This window comes from Stenotrophomonas sp. Ker107b, from assembly GCF_053847245.1.
In genome coordinates this window covers 1-20,018 of the sequence record NZ_JBSPHX010000004.1, presented here as the reverse complement: position 1 = coordinate 20,018, position 20,018 = coordinate 1, and the positions used below count along the sequence as shown (strand labels likewise).

At 66.8% G+C, this 20,018-nt stretch carries 13 protein-coding genes and 1 riboswitch; of the genes, 9 read left to right on the top strand and 4 right to left on the bottom strand.

Annotated elements, in window-relative coordinates; genetic code table 11:
* Window positions 1-230: 230 nt before the first annotated feature.
* Window positions 231-2,363, top strand: coding sequence for a methyl-accepting chemotaxis protein (locus ACWV8V_RS17385; RefSeq protein ID WP_455900319.1), 2,133 nt, complete (start codon window positions 231-233; stop codon window positions 2,361-2,363).
* A gap of 91 nt (window positions 2,364-2,454) precedes the next feature.
* On the opposite strand, the gene ACWV8V_RS17380 is transcribed toward ACWV8V_RS17385, so the two are convergent.
* A complete protein-coding gene (locus ACWV8V_RS17380) occupies window positions 2,455-3,315 on the bottom strand; it encodes a PA4780 family RIO1-like protein kinase (protein WP_123730495.1) in 861 nt (286 codons plus the stop codon).
* A gap of 189 nt (window positions 3,316-3,504) precedes the next feature.
* On the opposite strand from ACWV8V_RS17380, the gene ACWV8V_RS17375 reads away from it, so the two are divergent.
* From ACWV8V_RS17375 to ACWV8V_RS17360, 4 genes are all read left to right on the top strand, one after another.
* Complete coding sequence (locus ACWV8V_RS17375; RefSeq protein ID WP_455900318.1) at window positions 3,505-4,632, top strand: DJ-1/PfpI family protein; 1,128 nt, start codon at window positions 3,505-3,507, stop codon at window positions 4,630-4,632.
* Between the two features lie 4 nt (window positions 4,633-4,636).
* Window positions 4,637-5,323 (top strand): response regulator transcription factor, encoded by a 687-nt coding sequence (locus tag ACWV8V_RS17370; RefSeq protein ID WP_455900317.1) that lies wholly within the window; start codon window positions 4,637-4,639, stop codon window positions 5,321-5,323.
* On the top strand, window positions 5,320-6,585 hold the full coding sequence (locus ACWV8V_RS17365) for a sensor histidine kinase (RefSeq protein ID WP_455900316.1): 1,266 nt from the start codon (window positions 5,320-5,322) through the stop codon (window positions 6,583-6,585). Before ACWV8V_RS17370 ends, ACWV8V_RS17365 begins: the two co-directional genes overlap by 4 nt.
* Window positions 6,586-6,679: 94 nt before the next feature.
* Window positions 6,680-7,474 (top strand): hypothetical protein, encoded by a 795-nt coding sequence (locus ACWV8V_RS17360; protein ID WP_259259510.1) that lies wholly within the window; start codon window positions 6,680-6,682, stop codon window positions 7,472-7,474.
* Between the two features lie 25 nt (window positions 7,475-7,499).
* Here ACWV8V_RS17360 and ACWV8V_RS17355 read toward each other — a convergent pair whose 3' ends face one another.
* Window positions 7,500-9,590 carry a catalase gene (locus ACWV8V_RS17355; protein ID WP_455900315.1) on the bottom strand — a complete coding sequence of 697 codons (2,091 nt, stop codon included), beginning with the start codon at window positions 9,588-9,590 and terminating at the stop codon, window positions 7,500-7,502.
* 182 nt (window positions 9,591-9,772) lie between these two features.
* Between ACWV8V_RS17355 and ACWV8V_RS17350 the strand changes: the two genes are divergently transcribed.
* Both ACWV8V_RS17350 and ACWV8V_RS17345 read left to right on the top strand, forming a co-directional pair.
* Window positions 9,773-10,483, top strand: coding sequence for an AraC family transcriptional regulator (locus ACWV8V_RS17350; RefSeq protein ID WP_123730501.1), 711 nt, complete (start codon window positions 9,773-9,775; stop codon window positions 10,481-10,483).
* Window positions 10,484-10,564: 81 nt separating this feature from the next.
* Window positions 10,565-11,956, top strand: a complete 1,392-nt coding sequence (locus ACWV8V_RS17345; RefSeq protein ID WP_455900314.1) for an amino acid permease — start codon at window positions 10,565-10,567, stop codon at window positions 11,954-11,956.
* A gap of 761 nt (window positions 11,957-12,717) precedes the next feature.
* On the opposite strand, the gene gcvP is transcribed toward ACWV8V_RS17345, so the two are convergent.
* The gene (gene gcvP, locus ACWV8V_RS17340) at window positions 12,718-15,597 is read right to left on the bottom strand and encodes an aminomethyl-transferring glycine dehydrogenase (RefSeq protein WP_259259513.1); all 2,880 of its coding nucleotides are present in this window, start codon (window positions 15,595-15,597) and stop codon (window positions 12,718-12,720) included.
* 89 nt (window positions 15,598-15,686) lie between these two features.
* A riboswitch (glycine riboswitch) is annotated at window positions 15,687-15,788 on the bottom strand.
* Between the two features lie 280 nt (window positions 15,789-16,068).
* Between gcvP and ACWV8V_RS17335 the strand changes: the two genes are divergently transcribed.
* Entirely contained in the window at window positions 16,069-17,292 is a 1,224-nt protein-coding gene (locus ACWV8V_RS17335) for a multidrug effflux MFS transporter (protein ID WP_123730504.1), read from the top strand.
* A 72-nt stretch (window positions 17,293-17,364) separates the two neighbouring features.
* Window positions 17,365-17,751 carry a hypothetical protein gene (locus ACWV8V_RS17330; RefSeq protein ID WP_259259515.1) on the top strand — a complete coding sequence of 129 codons (387 nt, stop codon included), beginning with the start codon at window positions 17,365-17,367 and terminating at the stop codon, window positions 17,749-17,751.
* A gap of 139 nt (window positions 17,752-17,890) precedes the next feature.
* Here the strand turns inward: ACWV8V_RS17330 and ACWV8V_RS17325 are convergent, their stop codons facing one another.
* Complete coding sequence (locus ACWV8V_RS17325; protein ID WP_455900313.1) at window positions 17,891-19,885, bottom strand: M2 family metallopeptidase; 1,995 nt, start codon at window positions 19,883-19,885, stop codon at window positions 17,891-17,893.
* Window positions 19,886-20,018: the final 133 nt, after the last annotated feature.

The following is a 20,018-nucleotide window of genomic DNA, read 5'->3' as shown; positions in this document are numbered from 1 at the left end:
GGCGATCTGGTGCAGGCGAAGGGTCATCGGCGATTCCAGGAGAGACGTGCTTCCACCATGCCTGCCGGGCATGCGCAGCGGCCGTGAAAAGCCTGACGCGCGGCTGAGTGTGGGCACCGGCCCGGCCAATGTGTCCACTACGTGAACCCATTCACCCGTCAACACGCCCACGGATCAAGGCCGCCCAGGGAAGGCCGATACCAGTGCACCCCCCACGTTTGGAAGTTGTCATGGATTATTTGCGGAACGTCAGCGTTGTCTGGCGGCTTGGCCTGGGCTTCGGCCTGTTGTTGCTGCTGGTGGCTGCGGTCGTCGCCATCGGCGCAACCGGCAGCGCGGAACAGAAACAGTCGATGCAGCAGGTGGTCGAGGTCAATGTGGCCAAGGTCCGGATGCTGTCGGACATGCTCGATGCCAACAACCAGATGATGGTGGTGCGGCGTGAGATGCTGATCCGCCAGGGCGACCGTTTGGCTGATGACGAAGTGCGCATCGCCGATCTGGTGAAGCGTTATGAAGCCAGCTGGGCCGCCTACCAGGCGTTGCCCACCAGCGCCGAAGACAAAGCGATCGGCGACGCCATCGCGGCGGCCCGCGCGGTGGCGCGCCCGCTCAACAAGCAGATGAGCGAGCAGCTCAAGCAGGGGGATTTTGCGTCTGCCACTGCGTTGACCCTGGGCGCCGTGCAGGAAGCCGCCAATGCCTGGAACAAGGCGCTGGGCGATGGCGTGGACTATGAAGAAAAGCAGAGCCGCGAGGCCGCCGCCGAAGCGATCCGGCTGGGTGAGCGCACCTTCCTGCAGTTGTTGGTGCTGGGCGCGATCGCGCTGGTGGTCGGCATCACGGCCTCGATCCTGATCGGACGCAGCCTGACCGGCCCGCTGGCCCGCGCCGTCGGTCTGGCGACCCGCATGGCCAAGGGTGACCTGGAGCAGGACTTCCGCTTGGGCGGCCGCGACGAGATCACCCAGTTGGGCAACGCCATGGCCACGGTCCGCCAGACCGTCCAGGGCGCGATCACTGCGCAGCTGGACATGGCCCGCCAGCATGAAGCCGGCGCCATCAGCTACCGCATGGACGAAGCCGCCTTCCCCGGCGATTTCGGGCGCATGATCCGCGCCACCAATGAGCTGGTCGGGTCACACGTGGCCGTGGAGTTCCACATGGTCGAGGTGATGCAGCGCTATGCGATCGGCGACCTGAGCCGCGATCTGGACACCTATCCCGGCGAAAAGGCCGTGCTGACCACCACCATGGCGACCGTCAAGGACAGCCTGATGGCGATCAACCAGCAGATCGAGACGCTGGCGTCGGCTGCGCGCGCCGGTGATTTCTCGGTGCGTGGTACCGAGCAGAGCTTCCAGTTCCAGTTCCGCGCGATGGTCGCCCAGTTGAACGGGATGATGGCCAGCTCGCAGAGCAGCATCGCCGACCTGTCGCAGGTGCTGCGTGCGATCTCCACCGGCGATCTGACCTCGCGCATGGACGGCCACTACGAGGGTGTGTTCGCGCAGATGCGCGACGATGCCACGGTAACCGCTGTCCAGCTGACCGGCATCGTGCAGCAGATCCAGGGGGCAGCCGGCAGCATCAACGATGCCGCACAGGAACTGGCCGCAGGCCATAGCGATCTGTCGCGCCGCACCGAGCAGCAGGCGGCCAATCTGGAAGAGGCCGCTGCCTCGATGGAAGAGCTGACCTCCACGGTCCGCCAGAACGCCGAGCTGGCCAACCAGGCCGACCATGAAGCCCATGCGGCCGGTGCCGCGGTCAAGGCAACCGAGCAGGCCATCGCGCAGATGGCAGCCGTCATGAGCGAGATCGACCAGTCCTCGGCGCGCATCTCCGAGATCTCCTCGGTGATCGATGGCATCGCGTTCCAGACCAACATCCTGGCCTTGAACGCGGCGGTGGAAGCGGCCCGTGCCGGTGAGAACGGGCGCGGCTTCGCGGTCGTGGCGACCGAAGTGCGCACCCTGGCGCAGCGTGCCGGTACGGCGGCCAAGGAGATCAAGGACCTGATCGACGAGTCCAGCAGCAAGGTCAAGACCGGGCTGAGCGTGACCGTGCAGTCCGAGGCGGCGATCGCCCGCCTGACCCAGGCCAGCTCGCGCACCAATCAGCTGATGAGCGACATCGCCGCCGCGACCAAGGAACAGGCTGCCGGCATCGAGCAGGTCAACCAGGTGGTCGTGCAGATGGACCAGGTGACCCAGCAGAACGCGGCGCTGGTGGAAGAAGCCACCGCTGCCAGCCGCGCGCTGGAAGAACAGGCGTATGCACTGACCGAATCGGTGGCGGTGTTCAAGCTGGACAACAGCGTGGCAAGCCTGCGTCGCCCGGCGGCATTGCAGGCAGCATGACGACACGTGTGCGCTGAGTAATACAGAAAAGCCCCGCTTCGGCGGGGCTTTTTCATACCGATCCGGCTGGCCGACGCAGCGGCGCGCCCGCTCAGTCCTCGTTCTCTTCCGCTGCTTCGCGACCCTGCTGGCGGATCAGTGCTTCTTCGCGCGCATCGTTGATGGCATGGCGGACGCCATCCAGATCGATGGTGCTCTCATCCTGCTCGAATTCACCGGTCAGCACGCTGTCCGGCAGCAGATCGCCAGCCTCGAACAGCGCCCACATCTCCTCGCCGTACCAGGTCTCCAGCAGCTCCGGCGCCCAGCGGCCCAGGTACGCGGTAAGGTTGTTGACGTCGCGCAGCAGCATCGTGCGTGCGGCATTGTTGCCCGCGGCACTGACCACCTGCGGAAAATCGATCACCACCGGGCCTTCCGGGCCAACCAGCACGTTGTACGGCGACAGATCGCCGTGGATCAGGCCGCAGCACAGCATGCGCACCACCTGGCGGACCAGGATCTGGTGGAACTCGCGTGCCTGTTCCGGGCTGAGCTCGACCTCGCCCAGGCGCGCGGCGGAATAACCTTCGGCATCGGTGACCAGCTCCATCACCAGCACGCCGTGGAAGTAGCCATACGGCTCGGGCACGCGCACGCCGGCATCGCGCAGCTGGTACAGCGCATCGACCTCGGTGTTCTTCCAGGCCGCTTCCTGCTGCTTGCGGCCGTAGTTGCTGGCCTTGCCCACGGCGCGCGCTTCGCGGCTGCCACGGACCTTGCGGCCTTCCTGGTACTGCACGCGCTGCTGGAAGCTGCGTTGGGCCATGTCCTTGTAGACCTTCGCGCAGCGCACATCGTCGCCGCTGCGGACCACGTATACCGCTGCTTCCTTGCCGCTCTTGAGCGGGCGGAGCACTTCATCGATCACGCCGTCGTCGATCAGCGCCTGCAAGCCTTGGGGGGTCTTCACGGTATCTCGGGAATCGGCTGGCGCGGGGCCTGCCCTGGAGGGGGAGGGATTTTCGCATCTTCGGGCCGATGGAGCCATCGACACGGCGCCAGGCGGTCGGGTTGTTCAGCTGCGTGCACGCAGGCGACCGCTTGAAATCTGCTTCACATCCGCGCGGCAGGCTGAGCTCACTTCCCAAGGAGTGCTCCCATGATGCTGTCCCTGCTGCGCCGCACCGGTGCCGTTCTGACCTTGCTGCTGGCTGTCCCCGCACTGCATGCCCGCCCCGCGGCGTCCGATACGGTGCTGATCGTCGTCAGCGGCGAAGGCCGCGATCACGGCAAGACCCGCCCCGGGTTCGAGATGGACGAGTTCGCCCAGGCCTACCTGATCTTCCGCGACAACGGCCTGGCCGTGCAGGTCGCCAGCCCGCGCGGCGGGCCGGTGGAAGCCGACAAGTTCGACCCGAAGGAGCCCTTCAACGCGCGCGTGCTGGCCGATCCGGCGGCGACCGCGTTGCTCGCCGATACCCGCGCCACCGCGACCCTGCGTGCGGCCGACTATGCGGCGGTCTACGTGGTTGGCGGCAAGGGCGCGATGTTCGATCTGCCCGCTGATGCCGCGCTGCGCACGGTGCTGGGCACACTGCACGATCAAGGCGGCGTGGTCGCGGCCGTCTGTCACGGCCCGGCAGCGCTGGTGGATGTGCGGCTGGCGGACGGATCACTGCTGGTCGCCGGGCGCCGCATGACCGGCTTCACCAATGCGGAGGAGGGCGTGTTCGGCAAGCGCTGGGCCAAGGAATTCCCGTTCCTGCTGGAAACCGCGCTGCGCGAGCGCGGTGCGCGCTGGGAGCAGGCGCCGCTGATGATGCCCAAGCTGGTGGTGGACGGGCGTCTGATCACGGGGCAGAACCCGTACTCCACGCCGGCGGTCGCCGAAGCGATCGTGCGCGCCACCGGTCGCGCCCCGGTCGCCCGCACCCCTTGGCGCGATGAAGCCAGCATGGCGCTGGTGCAGCGCCTGCTCGACGGCGAGGGCGACGCGGTCGAGCGCGAGCTGGCCAGCAACCGCACCGGCTATCACGACCAGTTGATCGGCGTGCTCGGCTACTACCAGCTGCAGGCCGCGCAGGACGATGCGGCCGTGCGTGACGCCCTGGCGATCATGCAGCTGGCGGCGCCGTACATGAGCGAGCCGCAGCTGCCGCTGGGCATCGCGCAGGCGCACTGGCGGCTGGGCGAGGTGGAACAGGCGCGCAGCGTGCTCGGCACACTGCTGGAAACGCACCCCGACATGGCCGAAGCTAAGCAGCTCAAGGACACGATCGAAGGCTGACGCCATGCATGACGGCCTGCACATCCTGGTCATCGAGGACAACCCGGCGCTGCGCGCCGGCATGGCCACGCTGCTGGAGGCGCGCGGCCATCGCGTGGCCTTCGCCGCCGATGGGCTCAGCGGGCTGCAGATGGCGCTGGACGAGCCGCCGGACGTGCTGGTGCTGGACCTGACCCTGCCGGGCATGGATGGCCTGCGCGTGTGCAGCCATCTGCGCGAGCAGGCCGACCGCCACATCCCGATCCTGATGCTGACCGCGCGCGACACGTTGGCCGACAAGCTGGTCGGCTTCCAGGCCGGTGCCGATGACTATCTGGTCAAGCCGTTCGCCGGTGAGGAGCTGCTGGCGCGGTGCCTGGCGCTGGCGCACCGGCATGAGCGGCGCGAGGGTTACGTGCTGCGCATCGGCTCGCTGGATATCGATCGCCGCAGCGGCAGCGCGACTCGCCGCGGCCAAGTGCTTGGGCTGCCGCAGACCGCGTATCGCCTGCTGGTGCTGCTGGCCGAGGCATGGCCGCGCACGGTGACCCGCAGCGAGCTGATCCGTCGTCTGTGGGGCGATGAGGCGCCACCATCGGACCCGCTGCGCTCGCACCTGTACTTGCTGCGCCAGGTCCTGGACAAACCGTTCGATCGGCCCATGCTCAAGACCGTGCACGATGTCGGCTTCAAGCTGGAGGCCGACGCATGACGACCCGTGTGCATCGCCTTCGCAACCGGTTGATGCTGGCCTTCGCGGTGTTCGCACTGGCGGTGGCCAGCCTGTTCGGCCTGTACGTGGCGGTGTTCGTGTACAGCGTGGAGGATCGCTTCTTCGATGCGATGCTCGAACAGGAAGCGCAGCAGCAGCTGGATCAGCGGGCCGCGGGTGGCAGCTGGTCGTCGCCGCGCAACGCGTTCATGACCGTGCACGAGAGCAGTGCCACGTTCCCGGCCGATCTGAAAACCGCGTTCGATGCCGAGCCATGGCGCCACGAGTTCGCCGGTACGCAGGGACGGCACTATCACCTGCGCGCGCTGCAACCGGGCGGCGCCGGTACACCCGGATGGCTGGTCGCCGAGGTCAGCCAGCAGCTGGTGGTGCGGCCGATGCGCCGCCAGATTCTGGGTCTGTTGGCCTGGTCCGGGCTGGCCGTGGTGGTCGTTGCCGTGCTGGCCGGTGCGTGGCTGGCACGACGCACCACGCGTCCCTTGTCCAGACTGGCCGCACTGGTCGATGGGATGGCACCGGATCGACTGCCCGTCGGGTTCGCGCGCGACTTCCCCGATGATGAAATCGGCGTCCTTGCGCGGGGGGTGGACAACCTGACCGGGCGGGTGCGCGCCTTTGTTGCCCGCGAACATGCCTTTACCCGGGATGCGAGTCATGAGCTGCGCACGCCGCTGGCGGTGATCCGCAGCGCGACCGAACAGCTGGCCAACGAACCGGGGCTGTCCGTGGCCGGACGGCTGCAGCTGGCGCATGTGCAGCACTCGGCGCGTCAGCTCGAACAGACCGTGATCACCCTGCTCACCCTGGCCCGCGAAGAGAGCGTTGAACAGGATGCGCGGCCGCTGGCGGTGCTGCCGGTGCTGGAACAGGTGGTGGTCGAGCAGGCCGCGCTGCTGGAGGGCAAGCCGGTCAAGGTGCGGGTCGATGTACCCGGTGACGTTCGCCTGGCGGTACCCGGGCCGGTGCTGCACATGGTGCTGGCCAACCTGGTCGGCAATGCGTTCGCGCACACGCGGGAGGGGGCGGTGCACATCGATGTCGCGGCCGGACGCCTGCGCATCCGCAACACCGCCCCGGCCGGTGACCCTGACACGATCGTGCGGCCTTTCGCCAAAGGCGAAGGCAGTGCCGGCTTCGGCCTTGGCCTGGCGATCGTGCACCGGCTGTGCGACCGCTTCGCCATCGACCTGCGCATCGAGGGAACCGAGCACGCCACGGTGGCCAGTTTCAGCGTGCACTGAAGCGGGGCGGTCCTCGCACCCCATCCGCCCACTGCCACGCCCGCTTCCGTCCACCGTCAAAGTGCGCGATGCTCTGCTGAACGGGGAGGGGCGAATGGGGAACAGGGACGAGGGCATCGCGACGGCCGCTGGCGGCGAGTCGCAGACATCAGCGGCGGATCAGACGCCGACCGACTGGTCGTTGCTGCCGGTCACGCATGGCAACGAAGACTCGATGGTCGCGGTGATCTGGCGCCTGCTGCGCCAGGAACCGGCATTGATGGTGAGTGCGGGCTACGTGTTCCTGTCCGCGCTGGGGCTGTGGTCGAGCTATTTCTTCTACTTCAAGTTCCGGCTGTCGATTCTCGATTACCTGCAGGTCAGCGACTTCCTGGTCGCCGGTCTGCGCGATCCAGCCTATGTGCTGATCCTGCTGCTGGGCGCACTGCTGGCGGTGCTGCTGGGTTGGCCGGAAACACTGCGGCGGCGCAACCCGGCCAAAGTGGCACGCCTGCGTGCGCGGCATTGGGGATGGCGGATGCTGTTCTCCGAATCGCCGTGGATGAACTGGGAGTTTTCCGGGCTGCGCCCCCTGACCGGCATGTGCATGGGGGTGGTCTGCTTCATGGCCATCGGCGCCGCACTGTATGCGTTGAACAAGGCCGAAGCCATCCGGGATGGCAACGGAGGCACGCCGGTCCAGGTGATGCTCAACGGTGATAGCGCCACCTTGCCCGGCACTGCGAAGCTGCTGGGCTCCAGCAGCGCATTCGTGTTCCTGTGGTGGCCGGCGCAGCGGCGTGCCGAAGCCGTGCCGATCGGCTCGATCCGTCGGCTGCAGTCGATGGCCGTCCCCGTGAAGCCTGCGCCGGTGCCCAAACAGGCCCCGGCGCCACCCGCGCCGCGCTAGATCAGCACGGCGCACCGCGCACGGCTCAGGCGAGCGTGCGCACCTTGGGTTCACGCGCCCACTGGCGGGTGGCCGCCGCAGCCAGGAAGGCCTTGGCGTCCTCCGCCTCGACCACGCCGGCATCGTTGCCGACCCGGGCAATCTTCAGCAGCGCCTGTGCACCGTCATCGGCAGCGATCGCCTTCAGATGGGCCCAGGCGTCGCTGACAAAATCGATCGCGGCCGATTCCTTGCTCAGCTTCTTGGCAGCATCATTGCTGAGCACCACGGCGACCGCATCGAACACCACCGAGGGCGTGCCCGCCAGCTGACCATCGGCGGCCAGCGTCTTGCCGTCGCTGAGCTTGGCGCCACCGATCTTGGGCGCGACCAGCTTGACGCTCGCCCCGGCCTTGTCGGCCGCCTTGCGCAGGTTGGCGATCAAGGCCGCGTCGGAGCCTTCGTCGAACAGGATGCCAATGCAGCGGCCTTTGAGCAGGTCTTTGGTGCGGCCGATGATGCGCACTTCCGGCGCCTTCGGGAAATCCTGTGCCGGGGTCTGCGTGGCCGCCGGCTCGGGCAGCGCGGGCATCGCCAGACCGTCGGCCACGCGCTTGGCCAGTGCATCGTCGATGTTGCGCAGGTGACTCACGGTGCGCTCGCGCACCTTGACCGTCTCCACCTTGGAGAGCTCGAACACCAGCGCCGAGGCCAGATGCGCCTGCTCCGGCGCCTCCAGGCTGCGGAAGAACATGCGGGCCTGGCTGTAGTGATCGGCGAAGCTCTCCGCGCGAACGCGCCCCTTGCGGCCGTCATCCGGGGCGGTGGCGTGACTGGGGAAGCCGTCGGCACTCTCACGCGGGCTGTCGCCCTGCAGCGAACTCGGATCGTAGGCGACCCGTCCCTTCGGGATGTTCATCTGCATGTGGCCGTCGCGCTGGTGGTTGGCGAACGGGCACTTGGGCGCGTTGACCGGGATCTGGTGGAAATTCGGCCCGCCCAGTCGGCTGAGCTGGGTATCCAGATACGAGAACAGGCGACCCTGCAGCAGCGGATCGTTGCTGAAGTCGATGCCCGGCGGCACGTTGGCCGGGCAGTAGGCGACCTGCTCGGTCTCGGCGAAGAAGTTGTCCGGCCAGCGGTCCAGCACCATGCGCCCGATCACGGTCAGCGGCACCAGCGACTCGGGAATGATCTTGGTCGAATCCAGGTGATCGAACGGGAACGCCTCGGCCTGTTCTTCAGTGAACAGCTGCACGGCCAGTTCCCACTCGGGGAAGTCGCCGGCGGTGATCGCCTCGAACAGATCGCGGCGGTGGAAGTCATTGTCCGCGCTCTGCAGCTTGACCGCCTCGTCCCACACCGTGGACTGGATGCCCAGCTTCGGTCGCCAATGAAATTTGACGAACGTCGATTCGCCGGCATCGTTGATCAGCCGGAAGCTGTGGATGCCGAACCCCTCGATGGTGCGCAGCGAGCGCGGGATCGTGCGGTCGCTCATCGCCCACATGATCATGTGCATCGACTCGGGCATCAGCGAGACGAAATCCCAGAAGGTGTCGTGCGCGCTCGCCGCCTGCGGGAAGGCACGGTCCGGCTCCATCTTCACCGCATGGATCAGGTCGGGGAACTTGATCGCGTCCTGGATGAAGAACACCGGGATGTTGTTGCCGACCAGATCCCAGTTGCCTTCCTTGGTGTAGAACTTGACCGCGAAGCCGCGCACATCGCGCGGGGTATCCACCGAACCGGCGCCGCCAGCCACGGTGGAGAAACGGGTGAACAGCGGCGTGCGCACGCCGACTTCACTGAGGATACGGGCGCGGGTGTACTCGCCGAGCGAGCGGGTCAGCTCGAAGTAGCCATGGGCGGCGCTTCCTCGCGCATGCACGATGCGCTCGGGGATGCGCTCATGATCGAAGTGGGTGATCTTCTCGCGCAGGATGAAGTCTTCCAGCAGCGTCGGCCCGCGCGGCGTGGCGCGCAGCGAGTTCTGGTTGTCACCGACCGGGATGCCCTGGTTGGTGGTCAGCACAGGATGGCCGTTGCCCGCGCGCTGGTGCAGTTCATCCCCTTCGCCACGGACATCGACGGCGGGTGCAGGGGCATTCTTCGTGCTTTTCTTGCTGGCGGCCATGAGGCGACTCCGGGAGCTGGCGGGAAGGGGGATCGCTTCACACTGGCGGCCGGGGCGTTAATCGAGGGTGCGAAAAGGCGGCACCGCTTGCACCCGCGCTTCACATGCGGCGCTTCGGCGCTGGGTCGACGGCGCCCGGGCGGGTATCCTTGATCGCGTGTCCTTCTGTCTTTCCCCGCCGCATGCGCGTTGAACCTGCCGACATCGAAGCCCTGTTTGATGCGATCCCGGACGTCCTGTTCTTCATGAAGGACTGCGACGGGCGCTATACGCACATCAACCAGACCATGCTGCGTCGGCTGGGGCTGAAATCCCGCAAGGACGTGATCGGGCGCACCGCAGCGGAGATCTACCCGACCGGGCTGGGCGCCGATTACGCCACCCAGGACGAGCAGGTGCTGGCCGGCAAGGTCATCGAGAACCTGATGGAGCTGCATCTGTTCGCCAACCGCGAGCCGGGCTGGTGCCTGACCTGCAAGCGGCCGCTGGTGGTGGACGGGCAGATCCGCGGGCTGATCGGGATCTCGCGCGATCTGGGCCAGAAGGACAGCCTGGGCACGCAGTACGAACAGCTTCGCCTCGCGCTGGCGCATCTGAATGCGCATTACGCCGAGAACGTGCGCATGCAGACCCTGCTGGACATCACCGGGTTCTCGCTGTCCAAACTGGAGCGCACCTTCCGCAAGGTGTTCCAGATGACCCCGCAGCAGGTGCTGACCCGGCTGCGCATCCAGATGGCGGTGCATCTGCTGCATGGCCCGGACAGCATCGCCAGCATCGGCCAGGCCTGCGGCTTCACCGACCAGAGCGCGTTCACCCGCAAGTTCAAGGCCGAGGTCGGGCTGTCGCCACGCGCCTACCGCGCCCAGATCAGCGAGCGCGCGGCCGCCTGAGCCGGGGTGGGGCTTGTGGCCTATGCCGTCGCGCGGCCGACAGGGTATGGTGTCGCACTTGTTGCCCGCCAATCGATTCCGATGCCCGCATCCCAGACTCCGGCTCCTGCCACTCCGCCCGCCGATACCCGCCTCGGGCACGCGCTCAAGCCCCGCCAGCTGATCATGATGGGCCTGGGCAGCGCGATCGGCGCTGGCCTGTTCCTCGGCTCCGGGGTGGGCGTCCAGGCCGCCGGACCGGCGGTGCTGCTGTCGTATCTGGTCGCCGGCGCGCTGGTGATCATCGTGATGAACGCGCTTGGCGAAATGGCCGCGGCCAAGCCGACCAGCGGCGCGTTCTCGGTCTACGCCGCCGACGCCATGGGTGCCACCGCCGGTGCCACGGTCGGCTGGCTGTGGTGGGTACAGCTGGTGATCGTCATCGCCGCCGAGGCAGTGGGGGCCGCTGGGCTGCTGGCGACGGTCTGGCCGGCGATCCCGGTCCCGATGGCCGCGCTGGCCTTCATGCTGTTCTTCACGGCGATCAACCTGCTCGGAGTGAAGAACTTCGGCGAGTTCGAATTCTGGTTCGCGATCCTCAAAGTGGCTGCGATCATCGGCTTCATCCTGATCGGCGTGGCCCTGCTGATGGGCTGGCTGCCGGACGTGGCCTCGCCGGGCCTGCGCAACTTCACCGAGCACGGTGGCTTCATGCCCAAGGGCCTGGCCGGGATCGGCGCGGCGCTGCTGGTGGTGGTGTTCGCCTTCGGGGGTACCGAGATCGTGGCGGTGGCTGCGGCCGAGACCGAAGATCCCGAGCGCAGCATCGCCCGCGCGATCCGTACCGTGGCGTGGCGCATCCTGGTGTTCTACATCGGCTCGCTGAGCGTGATCATCGCGGTGGTGCCGTGGACCAGCGAGGCGCTGAAGTCGCCGTTCGCTGCCGTGCTGGAAGCGGCCAAGATTCCGGGCGCGGCGACGGCGATCACGCTGATCGCGGTGATCGCGCTGCTGTCGGCGCTCAATGCGAATCTCTACGGCGCGTCGCGGATGATGTACTCGCTGGCGCAGCGTCGTGAGGCGCCGGCGGTGCTGGGCTGGACCGATCCGCGCCAGGTGCCGATCATCGCGGTGCTGGCCAGTGTGCTGTTCGGTTTTGCGGCGACGGTGATGGAGCTGGTGTTCCCGGACAAGGTGTTGCCGGTGCTGCTCAACATCGTGGGTTCGACGTGTCTGTTGGTGTGGACGATTTCGTTGTTGTCGCAGTTGATTCTGCGCCATCGGGCGAACCGGGATGGGACGCGGTTGCCGTTCCGGATGGCGGGGTATCCGTATCTGACGGTGATCGGGTTGGGGGTGTTGGCGTTGATTTTCGGTCTGCTGTTGTCCGAGGCGCATACGCGGTTGCAGTTCCTGTCGATGGCGGCGCTGACGGCGGTGATAGCGGCGAGCAGTGAGATTGCGCGCCGGGTGCGTGCTGGTCGGGGTAGCTGATTGCCAACTGCTAACAGCCAGCAGCCAATAGCCAACAGCCGCAGGTTCGTGACTCCGCTTGCCTGGGCGGGCACGGGTGGGTTGTCGGGACCCGCTGCAAGTACGTCCATGTAAGCTCGTATGCCGCCATCCATGGCGGCATACGGTCCCGCCAACCCACCCGTGCCCACCCTTTGACAGGGGGCTGGTGGGCAATGGGAAGTCAAAAGCAGAACGCAGAACGCAGAACGCTGCCGAGCTGGTGCTGCGCTGCTCACTTCTCGAATCTAGATACTCAGCGCTCAGCTCAATGCTCAGTGCTCGATGCACGACGCACAGTGCTCGATGTTCAACGCCAACGCCAACGCCAACGCCAATGCAGTTGCTGATGCTGATGCTGATGCCCAGGTGATTGACTACAACGCGACGCGACGACGGCATGACGTACTGACGCTCATCTCCGCCGCAGGGCATCTGCGTTTGTTTTTTCATGGGCGGCCGACAAACTGTCGAGGGCGGGGGTGTGTGGGTTGGCGGGACCATGAGCGCCATGGATGGCGCGACATGAGCCTCCATGGACGGATTCACGGCGAGTCCCGCGAACCCACACACCCCCGCCCAGCCGGCAGAATCCAAAGGCGGCTCTCCTCCACGGCGCGCAGGAGCCGGGAGGCGGGGAGTCGGGGAGTCGGGGAGTCGGGGAGTCGGGGAGTCGGCAGCAGCCCATAACAAAAACGGCCCGCTTGCGCGGGCCGTCTGCTGTTGCATCAGGGCAGAGAGGCTTAGACCTCCACGCCCTCGTCTTCCTTGTACGCATCGACCGGGATGCAGGCGCACATCACGTTCTTGTCGCCGTAGACGTTGTCCACGCGCGCCACCGGCGGCCAATACTTCTGCTGGCGCAGGCTGGCCAGCGGGAAGGCCGCCAGCTCACGCGGGTAGGCGTGGGCCCACTCGCTGGCCGAGACCGCCGTGGCGGTGTGCGGGGCGTGCTTGAGCGGGTTGTCCTCGCGGTCCAGACGGCCGTCTTCGATCGCGGCGATTTCCTCGCGGATCTGGATCATCGCGTTGATGAAACGGTCCAGTTCGTGCAGCGATTCGCTCTCGGTCGGTTCCACCATCAGCGTGCCGGCGACCGGGAAGCTCAACGTCGGGGCGTGGAAGCCGAAATCGATCAGACGCTTGGCCACGTCTTCGGCGCCGATGCCGGAGGTCTTCTCCAGCGGTCGCACGTCCAGGATGCACTCGTGCGCCACCAGGCCGTTGCGGCCGGTATACAGGGTCTTGAAGTGCGGGGCCAGGCGCTTGGCGATGTAGTTGGCGTTGAGCAGGGCCACCTGGGTTGCCTTGCGCAGGCCGGCGGTGCCCATCAGCGTGATGTACATCCAGCTGATCGGCAGGATCGAGGCGCTGCCGAAGCTGGCCGCGCTGACCATGCCGACATCGCCTTCGCCGCCCAGCACCTTCGGCAGGAACGGGGCGAGGTGCGACTTGACCGCACACGGGCCGACGCCCGGGCCGCCGCCGCCGTGCGGGATGCAGAAGGTCTTGTGCAGGTTCAGGTGCGACACGTCCGAGCCCCACTTGCCGGGCTTGGCCACGCCCACCAGGGCGTTCATGTTGGCGCCGTCGGTGTACACCTGGCCACCGTGCTGGTGCACGATCTCGCAGATCTCCACCACTTCTTCCTCGAACACGCCGTGCGTGGACGGGTAGGTGATCATCAGCGCGGCCAGGCGGTCGCTGTACTTCTCCGCGTTGATGCGGATGTCGTCCAGGTCGACGTTGCCGTTGGCATCGGTCTTGGTCACCACGACCTTCATGCCGCACATCTGGGCCGAGGCCGGGTTGGTGCCGTGCGCCGAATCCGGGATCAGGCAGACGTCGCGATGGCCTTCGCCGCGCGAGCGGTGGTAGGCGCGGATCGCCAGCAGGCCGGCGTACTCGCCCTGCGCGCCGGAGTTCGGCTGCAGGCTGACCGCGTCATAGCCGGTGCACTCGACCAGCATCGCTTCCAGGCCGTCGATCAGTTCCTTGTAGCCGGTGGCCTGATCGGCCGGGGCCAGCGGATGGATATTGGCGAATTCCGGCCAGGTCACCGGGATCATCTCGGCGGTGGCGTTGAGCTTCATGGTGCAGCTGCCCAGCGGGATCATGGTGCGATCCATCGCCAGGTCCTTGTCCGCCAGCGAGCGCAGGTAACGCAGCAGTTCGTGTTCGCTGTGGTGGGTGTTGAACACCGGGTGGGTCAGGAAGTCGCTGGTGCGCACCAGATCGGCCGGCAACGCATCGGCGGTGGCCGCATCCAGTGCATCCACGTCGACCGTGGCACCGAACAGCTGGCCGAGCGCGACGATGTCGGCGCGGGTCGCGGTTTCGTCCAGGCTGATGCCGACCGCATCGCTGTCGATCGCACGCAGGTTGATGCGCGCCGCCGCCGCCTTGGCGTGGATCGCCTTGGCGTCCACATCCTTGACGTGCAGGGTGTCGAAGAAGTGCTCGCCCACGTTGACGCCGGCGCCGCGCAGTGCGGCGGCCAGGATCGCGGCCAGACGGTGGGTGCGACGGGCGATGCGGGTCAGGCCTTCCGGGCCGTGGTACACGGCGTACATCGAGGCCATCACCGCCAGCAGCACCTGGGCGGTACAGATGTTGGAGGTCGCCTTCTCGCGGCGGATGTGCTGCTCGCGGGTCTGCAGCGTCAAGCGGTAGGCAGCGTTGCCCTGCGCGTCGACAGAGACGCCGATCAGGCGGCCCGGCATCGAGCGCTTGTAGGCATCGCGGCAGGCCATGAAGGCGGCATGCGGGCCACCGAAGCCGAACGGCACGCCGAAGCGCTGCGAGTTGCCGACCACGATGTCCGCGCCCCATTCGCCGGGGGCTGCGATCAGGGTCAGCGCCAGCAGATCGGTGGCCACGGCGACCAGGCCACCGCGCGCGTGCACGGCATCGGCCAGCGCCTTGTAGTCGCCGATATGGCCGAAGGTATCCGGGTACTGCAGCAGCACGCCGTAGGCTTCGGCTTCCATCGCCTCGGCCGGGGTTCCCACGCGCAGCACGATGCCCATCGGCTCGGCGCGGGTGCGCAGCAGTTCCAGCGTCTGCGGGTGCACGGCGTCGTGCACGAAGAACGTATCGGACTTCGACTTGGCCGAGCGCTTGGCCAGCGTCATCGCTTCGGCGGCGGCGGTGGCTTCATCCAGCAGCGAGGCGTTGGCGATCTCCATGCCCGTGAGGTCGGCGCACAGCGTCTGGAAGTTGATCAGCGCTTCCATGCGGCCCTGCGAAATCTCGGCCTGGTACGGGGTGTAGGCGGTGTACCACGCCGGGTTTTCCAGCACGTTGCGCAGGATGACGTTCGGGGTGAGCGTGCCGTAGTAGCCCTGGCCGATGAAGGTGCGGAACACCTGGTTCTTGTCGGCGATGGCGCGGATTTTGGCCAGTGCCTGCACTTCGGTCAGCGACTCGGGCAGGTCCAGCGGTGCCGGCGATTTGATCCCGGCCGGGACGATCGCATCGGTCAGCGCGTCCAGCGAGGCGTGGCCGACCACGTCGAGCATCTGCGCGATTTCAGCGTCGTTGGGGCCGATGTGGCGTTCGACGAACGCGTGGCTGTGTTCAAGCTCGCGCAGGGAGGGGGTGTTCTGGGACATGGCTGGCATCTCGGAGAGTGGGCACGCACGTTCGGAAGGCGGCCGGGGCCAGGGCGCGTCGCGGGCGACAGCGATCCACCGGACCTTGCGGTCTTCCTGGGTGCCCCTCTGTCCTTTTGCCTGAGAGTTTGGAAGCGCGCATCTGCGGACTTCGTGCCCCTTCGGCGCCGGCACTCGCCGGTCTCTCCAGAGTTTTGATGCGGGTGGTATCGGGCCTGAGCGATTACGGGCGTTGCGCCTTCGGCAGCGGGTGTCCGCTTCTCCCACCATGTAGCCCGGCGATTATAGCCCAGCGCTTCGGCCCACTGGGCCTTTCCGGCACCTGAATACGGGGGCGCATGGACGCCGGAAACCGCCGCCGGGCATGGTGCCGGGGTCGGCAAAGGCCTATGATCAACGGATCCTCGTATTCATCTGGCGCCGCCCGTTCCGGGCCAGGCGCCCGCCGTGCAGTGCGCATGGCCGCTGACGGAAGCCCGCATGACGCCCGCCTCACCTTCGACCCGCCGTCTGGCCCTGCTGCTTGCAGGCCTGGCGATGTTCGGTCCGTTCTCGATCGACACCATTTTCCCGGCCTTCCTGTTGCTGGGCGAGCGCATGCAGGTGGACCAGGTCGCGGTGCAGCAGACCATCAGCGTCTACCTGCTGTTCTATGGCCTGATGAGCCTGGCGCACGGCCCGCTGTCGGATGCCTTCGGCCGCAAGCGGGTGATCATCGGCGGGCTGGTGTTGTTCATCGGCGCCTCGATCGGCTGTGCGCTGTCGCGGGACATGACCACGTTGCTGGTGTTCCGCGCACTGCAGGGCGTGACTGCCGGTGTGGGTGTGATCGTCGGCCGCGCCGTGATCCGCGATCTGTACCACGGTGCCGACGCGCAGCGCTTGATGAGCCAGGTCTCGATGATCTTCGGCGTGGCCCCGGCGATCGCCCCGATCATCGGTGGCTGGATCCTGCTCGGCGGCGGCGACTGGCCGCTGATTTTCTGGTTCCTGGTGCTGTTCGGCGTGGTCCTGCTGCTGGCCACGGGCAAGTGGCTGCCGGAAACCCACCCGGTCGAGGCGCGCACGCCACTGTCGATGCGTGAACTGCTGCGCAGCTATGCCCGCATGGGCTCCAACGCGCGCCTGCTGCGGCTTTCGGCTGCCGGTGCGCTGAATTTCTCCGGCATTTTCCTGTACATCGCCTCGGCGCCGGTGCTGGTGATGCAGCACCTCAAGCTGGGCGAGGGCGGTTTTGCCTGGTTGTTCATTCCGACCATCGGCGGCATGACGATGGGCTCGTTCCTGTCCGGGCGGATGGCCGGGCGGATCCTGCCGCAGCGGCAGATCGCGATCGGGTTCGGTCTGTGCGCAGTGTCGGCCGTGCTCAACATCACCTACGTGCTGTCCGTGCAGCAGATCGCGCTGCCGTGGGCGGTGATGCCGATCTTCCTGGGCGGCGTGGGCATGGCGCTGATCTTCCCGGTGCTGGCGCTGGCGGTGCTGGACATGTACCCGCACCAGCGCGGCCTGGCGTCCTCGATGCAGATGTTCATCCAGCTGATGATCAACACCGTCGTGGCCGGTGTGGTCTCGCCGATGCTCAGCAGCAGTCCGGTACATCTGGCGTTGGGCTACATGGGCTTCTTCGCACTGGGCGGCTCGTTCTGGTACTGGGAGCGGTATTGCGAGCGCCGCCGCGAAGTACTGACGCCCATCGAGTAGGCCACGCAGCTGGCGGGACCATCAGGACCCGTGCGGTATCCTTTGCCCTTTCATGCAGTCCGGAAGTCCCTGATGTCGACCACCTCCAAACTGCGCCGCGACATCCGCCGGCGTCGTGAAACCCAGGCCGCCAACCGCGAGCAGGCCGCCACCCCGCCGGTTGAGCCGCACGCAGAGCTGCGCGATCAGCAGCGTACGCTGCTGGCCGGCATCGTCCGCCGCGACGGAGAATGGGTGCTGGGGATGGATGGCCGCATTGCCGGTCAGACGCCCAGCGCGGCGCGGGTACTGGCCCTGATCATGCAGGCCGCCGAGCTGCACGAGCGGCAGGGCACTCCTGTCCGGCTGGTGTACTCGGATGCGTTGAAGGATGCCGCGCACGCCGAGGCCAAGGCCGATGGCATGGATTTCGAGCAGTTCAAGACCGAGCTGGCGGCTGCCCTGAAACCCAAGTCGTAGCGCCACGCCACGCGTGGTTGCACGTGCTCCCGGCCCATCGAGGCCGGACGCAGGCCAAAGCGTCACGGACAAAAAAACCGGCCTTTCGGCCGGTTTTTTTCATTGCGGACTGCGGCCGGGCAGGGCCCGGCCCAACCGGTTACGGTGCCGCGGGCGCCGTCGGTGCGGCCGGGGCCGCAGCGGTGGCCGCCGGTACCTGCCAACCACACATCTGGCCCTGGTTCTGCTGCTTGAGCCATTCGTTGACCGGGGTGAAGTACTCGATCATCGGGCCGGCATCGAGCTTGTCGCCGCCGGTGATTTCCTTCAGCGTGGCCTGCCACGGCTGGCTGGCGCCCTTGCTCAGCATCGCCCAGAACTTCTGGCCGGCTTCCTTGTTGCCGTAGAAGCTGCACTGGTGCAGCGGGCCCTTGTAGCCGGAGGCATCGCACAGGCCCTTGTAGAACTGGAACTGCAGGATGCGCGCCAGGAAGTAACGGGTGTAGGGGGTGTTGCCCGGCACGTGGTACTTGGCACCGGCGTCGAAGAACTCCTCACCGCGTGCGCTGGCCGGCGCCACACCCTGGTACTTGGCCTTCAGGTCCCACCACGCCTGGTTGTAATGGTCCGGGGTGATCGAGCCATCGAACACACCCCAGCGCCAGCGGTCGATCATCAGGCCGAACGGCAGGAACGACACGCCGCTCAGGGCCATGCGCATCTGCGCGTTGATGGTCGCCTCGCGGCTCTCCTGCGGGGCGTCGACCAGGCCGATCGAGTTGAGGTACTGCGGGGTCATCGCCAGCACGATGGTGTCGCCGATCGCCTCATGGAATCCATCGTTGGCACCGCCCTGGAACAACGGCGGCAGCGGGTTGTAGGCCAGGTCGTAATAGATGTGGCCCAGCTCGTGGTAGATCGTGGTGAAGTTTTCTTCGTTCGGCTTGATGCACATCTTGGTGCGCACGTCGCCTTCCATGTTCATGTCCCACGCGCTGGCGTGGCAGACCACATCACGGTCCAGCGGCTTGATGAACTGGGTCTTGTCCCAGTACGACTTCGGCAGCGCCGGCATGCCGAGCGAGACATAGAAGTCCTGCGCGCGCTCGGTCATCTGCTTGGCGGTGCGCAGTTCGGCATCACGCTGCGCCTTGTACAGCGCTTCCACGTTCGCGCCGCTGCCGGCCTTGGCCAGTGCGCCACTGAGGTTGGTCTGGTACTGCTTTTCCAGTGCGGCGGTGATGTCCAGATTGCCGGCACCGGGATACGGCTCCAGCTGGTCCCACAGGTTGGACCAGTCCTGCTGCCACATGTTGCCGGTCAGGTGCGCGGCGATCAGGCCGCCATTGACCTCGGCCTTGTCCTTGCCGTACGTGCCGTCCAGCTTGGTGCGGGCATAGCAGTGCAGCTGCTCGTACATCGGCTTGACCTGGTCCCACAGGCGGTCGGTTTCCGGGCCGATCTGGTCGGCGGGCATGTCATAGCCGCTGCGCCACATCTGGCCGGCGTCGGCGAAGCCCATTTCCTTGGCGCCTTCATTGACCAGGCTGACGAAACGCTCGTAATCGGCGCGCATCGGCTTGGTGGTGCCGTGCCAGCCCTGCCAGGCGTCGAGCTGCTTGTCGTAGTCGCGGCTACGGGCGAGCACCTGTTCCAGATCGCCGAGCTGGCGGCAGGTCTGGGGGTTGGCTTCATCGGTGCAGTATTTGCCGGCGCCGTAGGCGCCTTCCATGCGGCTGGCGATGCGGGTCAGCTCGGAGAGCTTGGCCGGGTCGCGCGGGGCGGGCATGGAGGTCATCAGCTTGAGCAGGTGGATCTGGCGCTTGGTGTCTTCGCTCATCGGCTGGCCGTCGTACTGGCCGGCCTGGGTGATCCAGCCGTTGAGGACGGTGAGCCAGCGTTCGTTGGCCTTGGCCGCGACGCGCTCGGAATCGTCGTTGATGTAGGTCGAGGACAGCCACTGGGCCGAGGTCATTTCCGGGTACATGGCTTTGTACTCGGCGTTGACGCGGGCGATGAACTGGTCCGCGGTTTCCTTGGACTGGGTGGTGCCCGTGGCCGGTGCATCGGCGGGGGACGGTTCCTTCTGGCAGGCCGCCAGCGTCAGTGCGGCAGCACTGACTGCCAGGGCCAGCAGGAGCGGGCGGTGGTTCACGGGCACATCCTTGGGTGGTGACAGACCGGCGAAGGCTAGTGAAGCGCCGGGCGCACCGCAAGGGGCAGGGCAGCAGGGTTCGGTTCAATCGTCAACGTCAACGTCAACGGCGAGGCATCATTGCATCGTGGTT

Bases quoted from the DNA above. Each gene is read 5' to 3' on its own strand.
- ACWV8V_RS17335 (WP_123730504.1), top strand. From the start codon at position 16,069: ATGACGCCCGCCTCACCTTCGACCCGCCGTCTGGCCCTGCTGCTTGCA.
- ACWV8V_RS17355 (WP_455900315.1), bottom strand. From the start codon at position 9,590: ATGGCCGCCAGCAAGAAAAGCACGAAGAATGCCCCTGCACCCGCCGTC.
- ACWV8V_RS17330 (WP_259259515.1), top strand. From the start codon at position 17,365: ATGTCGACCACCTCCAAACTGCGCCGCGACATCCGCCGGCGTCGTGAA.
- ACWV8V_RS17370 (WP_455900317.1), top strand. From the start codon at position 4,637: ATGCATGACGGCCTGCACATCCTGGTCATCGAGGACAACCCGGCGCTG.
- gcvP (WP_259259513.1), bottom strand. From the start codon at position 15,597: ATGCCAGCCATGTCCCAGAACACCCCCTCCCTGCGCGAGCTTGAACAC.
- ACWV8V_RS17350 (WP_123730501.1), top strand. From the start codon at position 9,773: ATGCGCGTTGAACCTGCCGACATCGAAGCCCTGTTTGATGCGATCCCG.
- ACWV8V_RS17345 (WP_455900314.1), top strand. From the start codon at position 10,565: ATGCCCGCATCCCAGACTCCGGCTCCTGCCACTCCGCCCGCCGATACC.
- ACWV8V_RS17365 (WP_455900316.1), top strand. From the start codon at position 5,320: ATGACGACCCGTGTGCATCGCCTTCGCAACCGGTTGATGCTGGCCTTC.
- ACWV8V_RS17360 (WP_259259510.1), top strand. From the start codon at position 6,680: ATGGGGAACAGGGACGAGGGCATCGCGACGGCCGCTGGCGGCGAGTCG.
- ACWV8V_RS17385 (WP_455900319.1), top strand. From the start codon at position 231: ATGGATTATTTGCGGAACGTCAGCGTTGTCTGGCGGCTTGGCCTGGGC.
- ACWV8V_RS17375 (WP_455900318.1), top strand. From the start codon at position 3,505: ATGATGCTGTCCCTGCTGCGCCGCACCGGTGCCGTTCTGACCTTGCTG.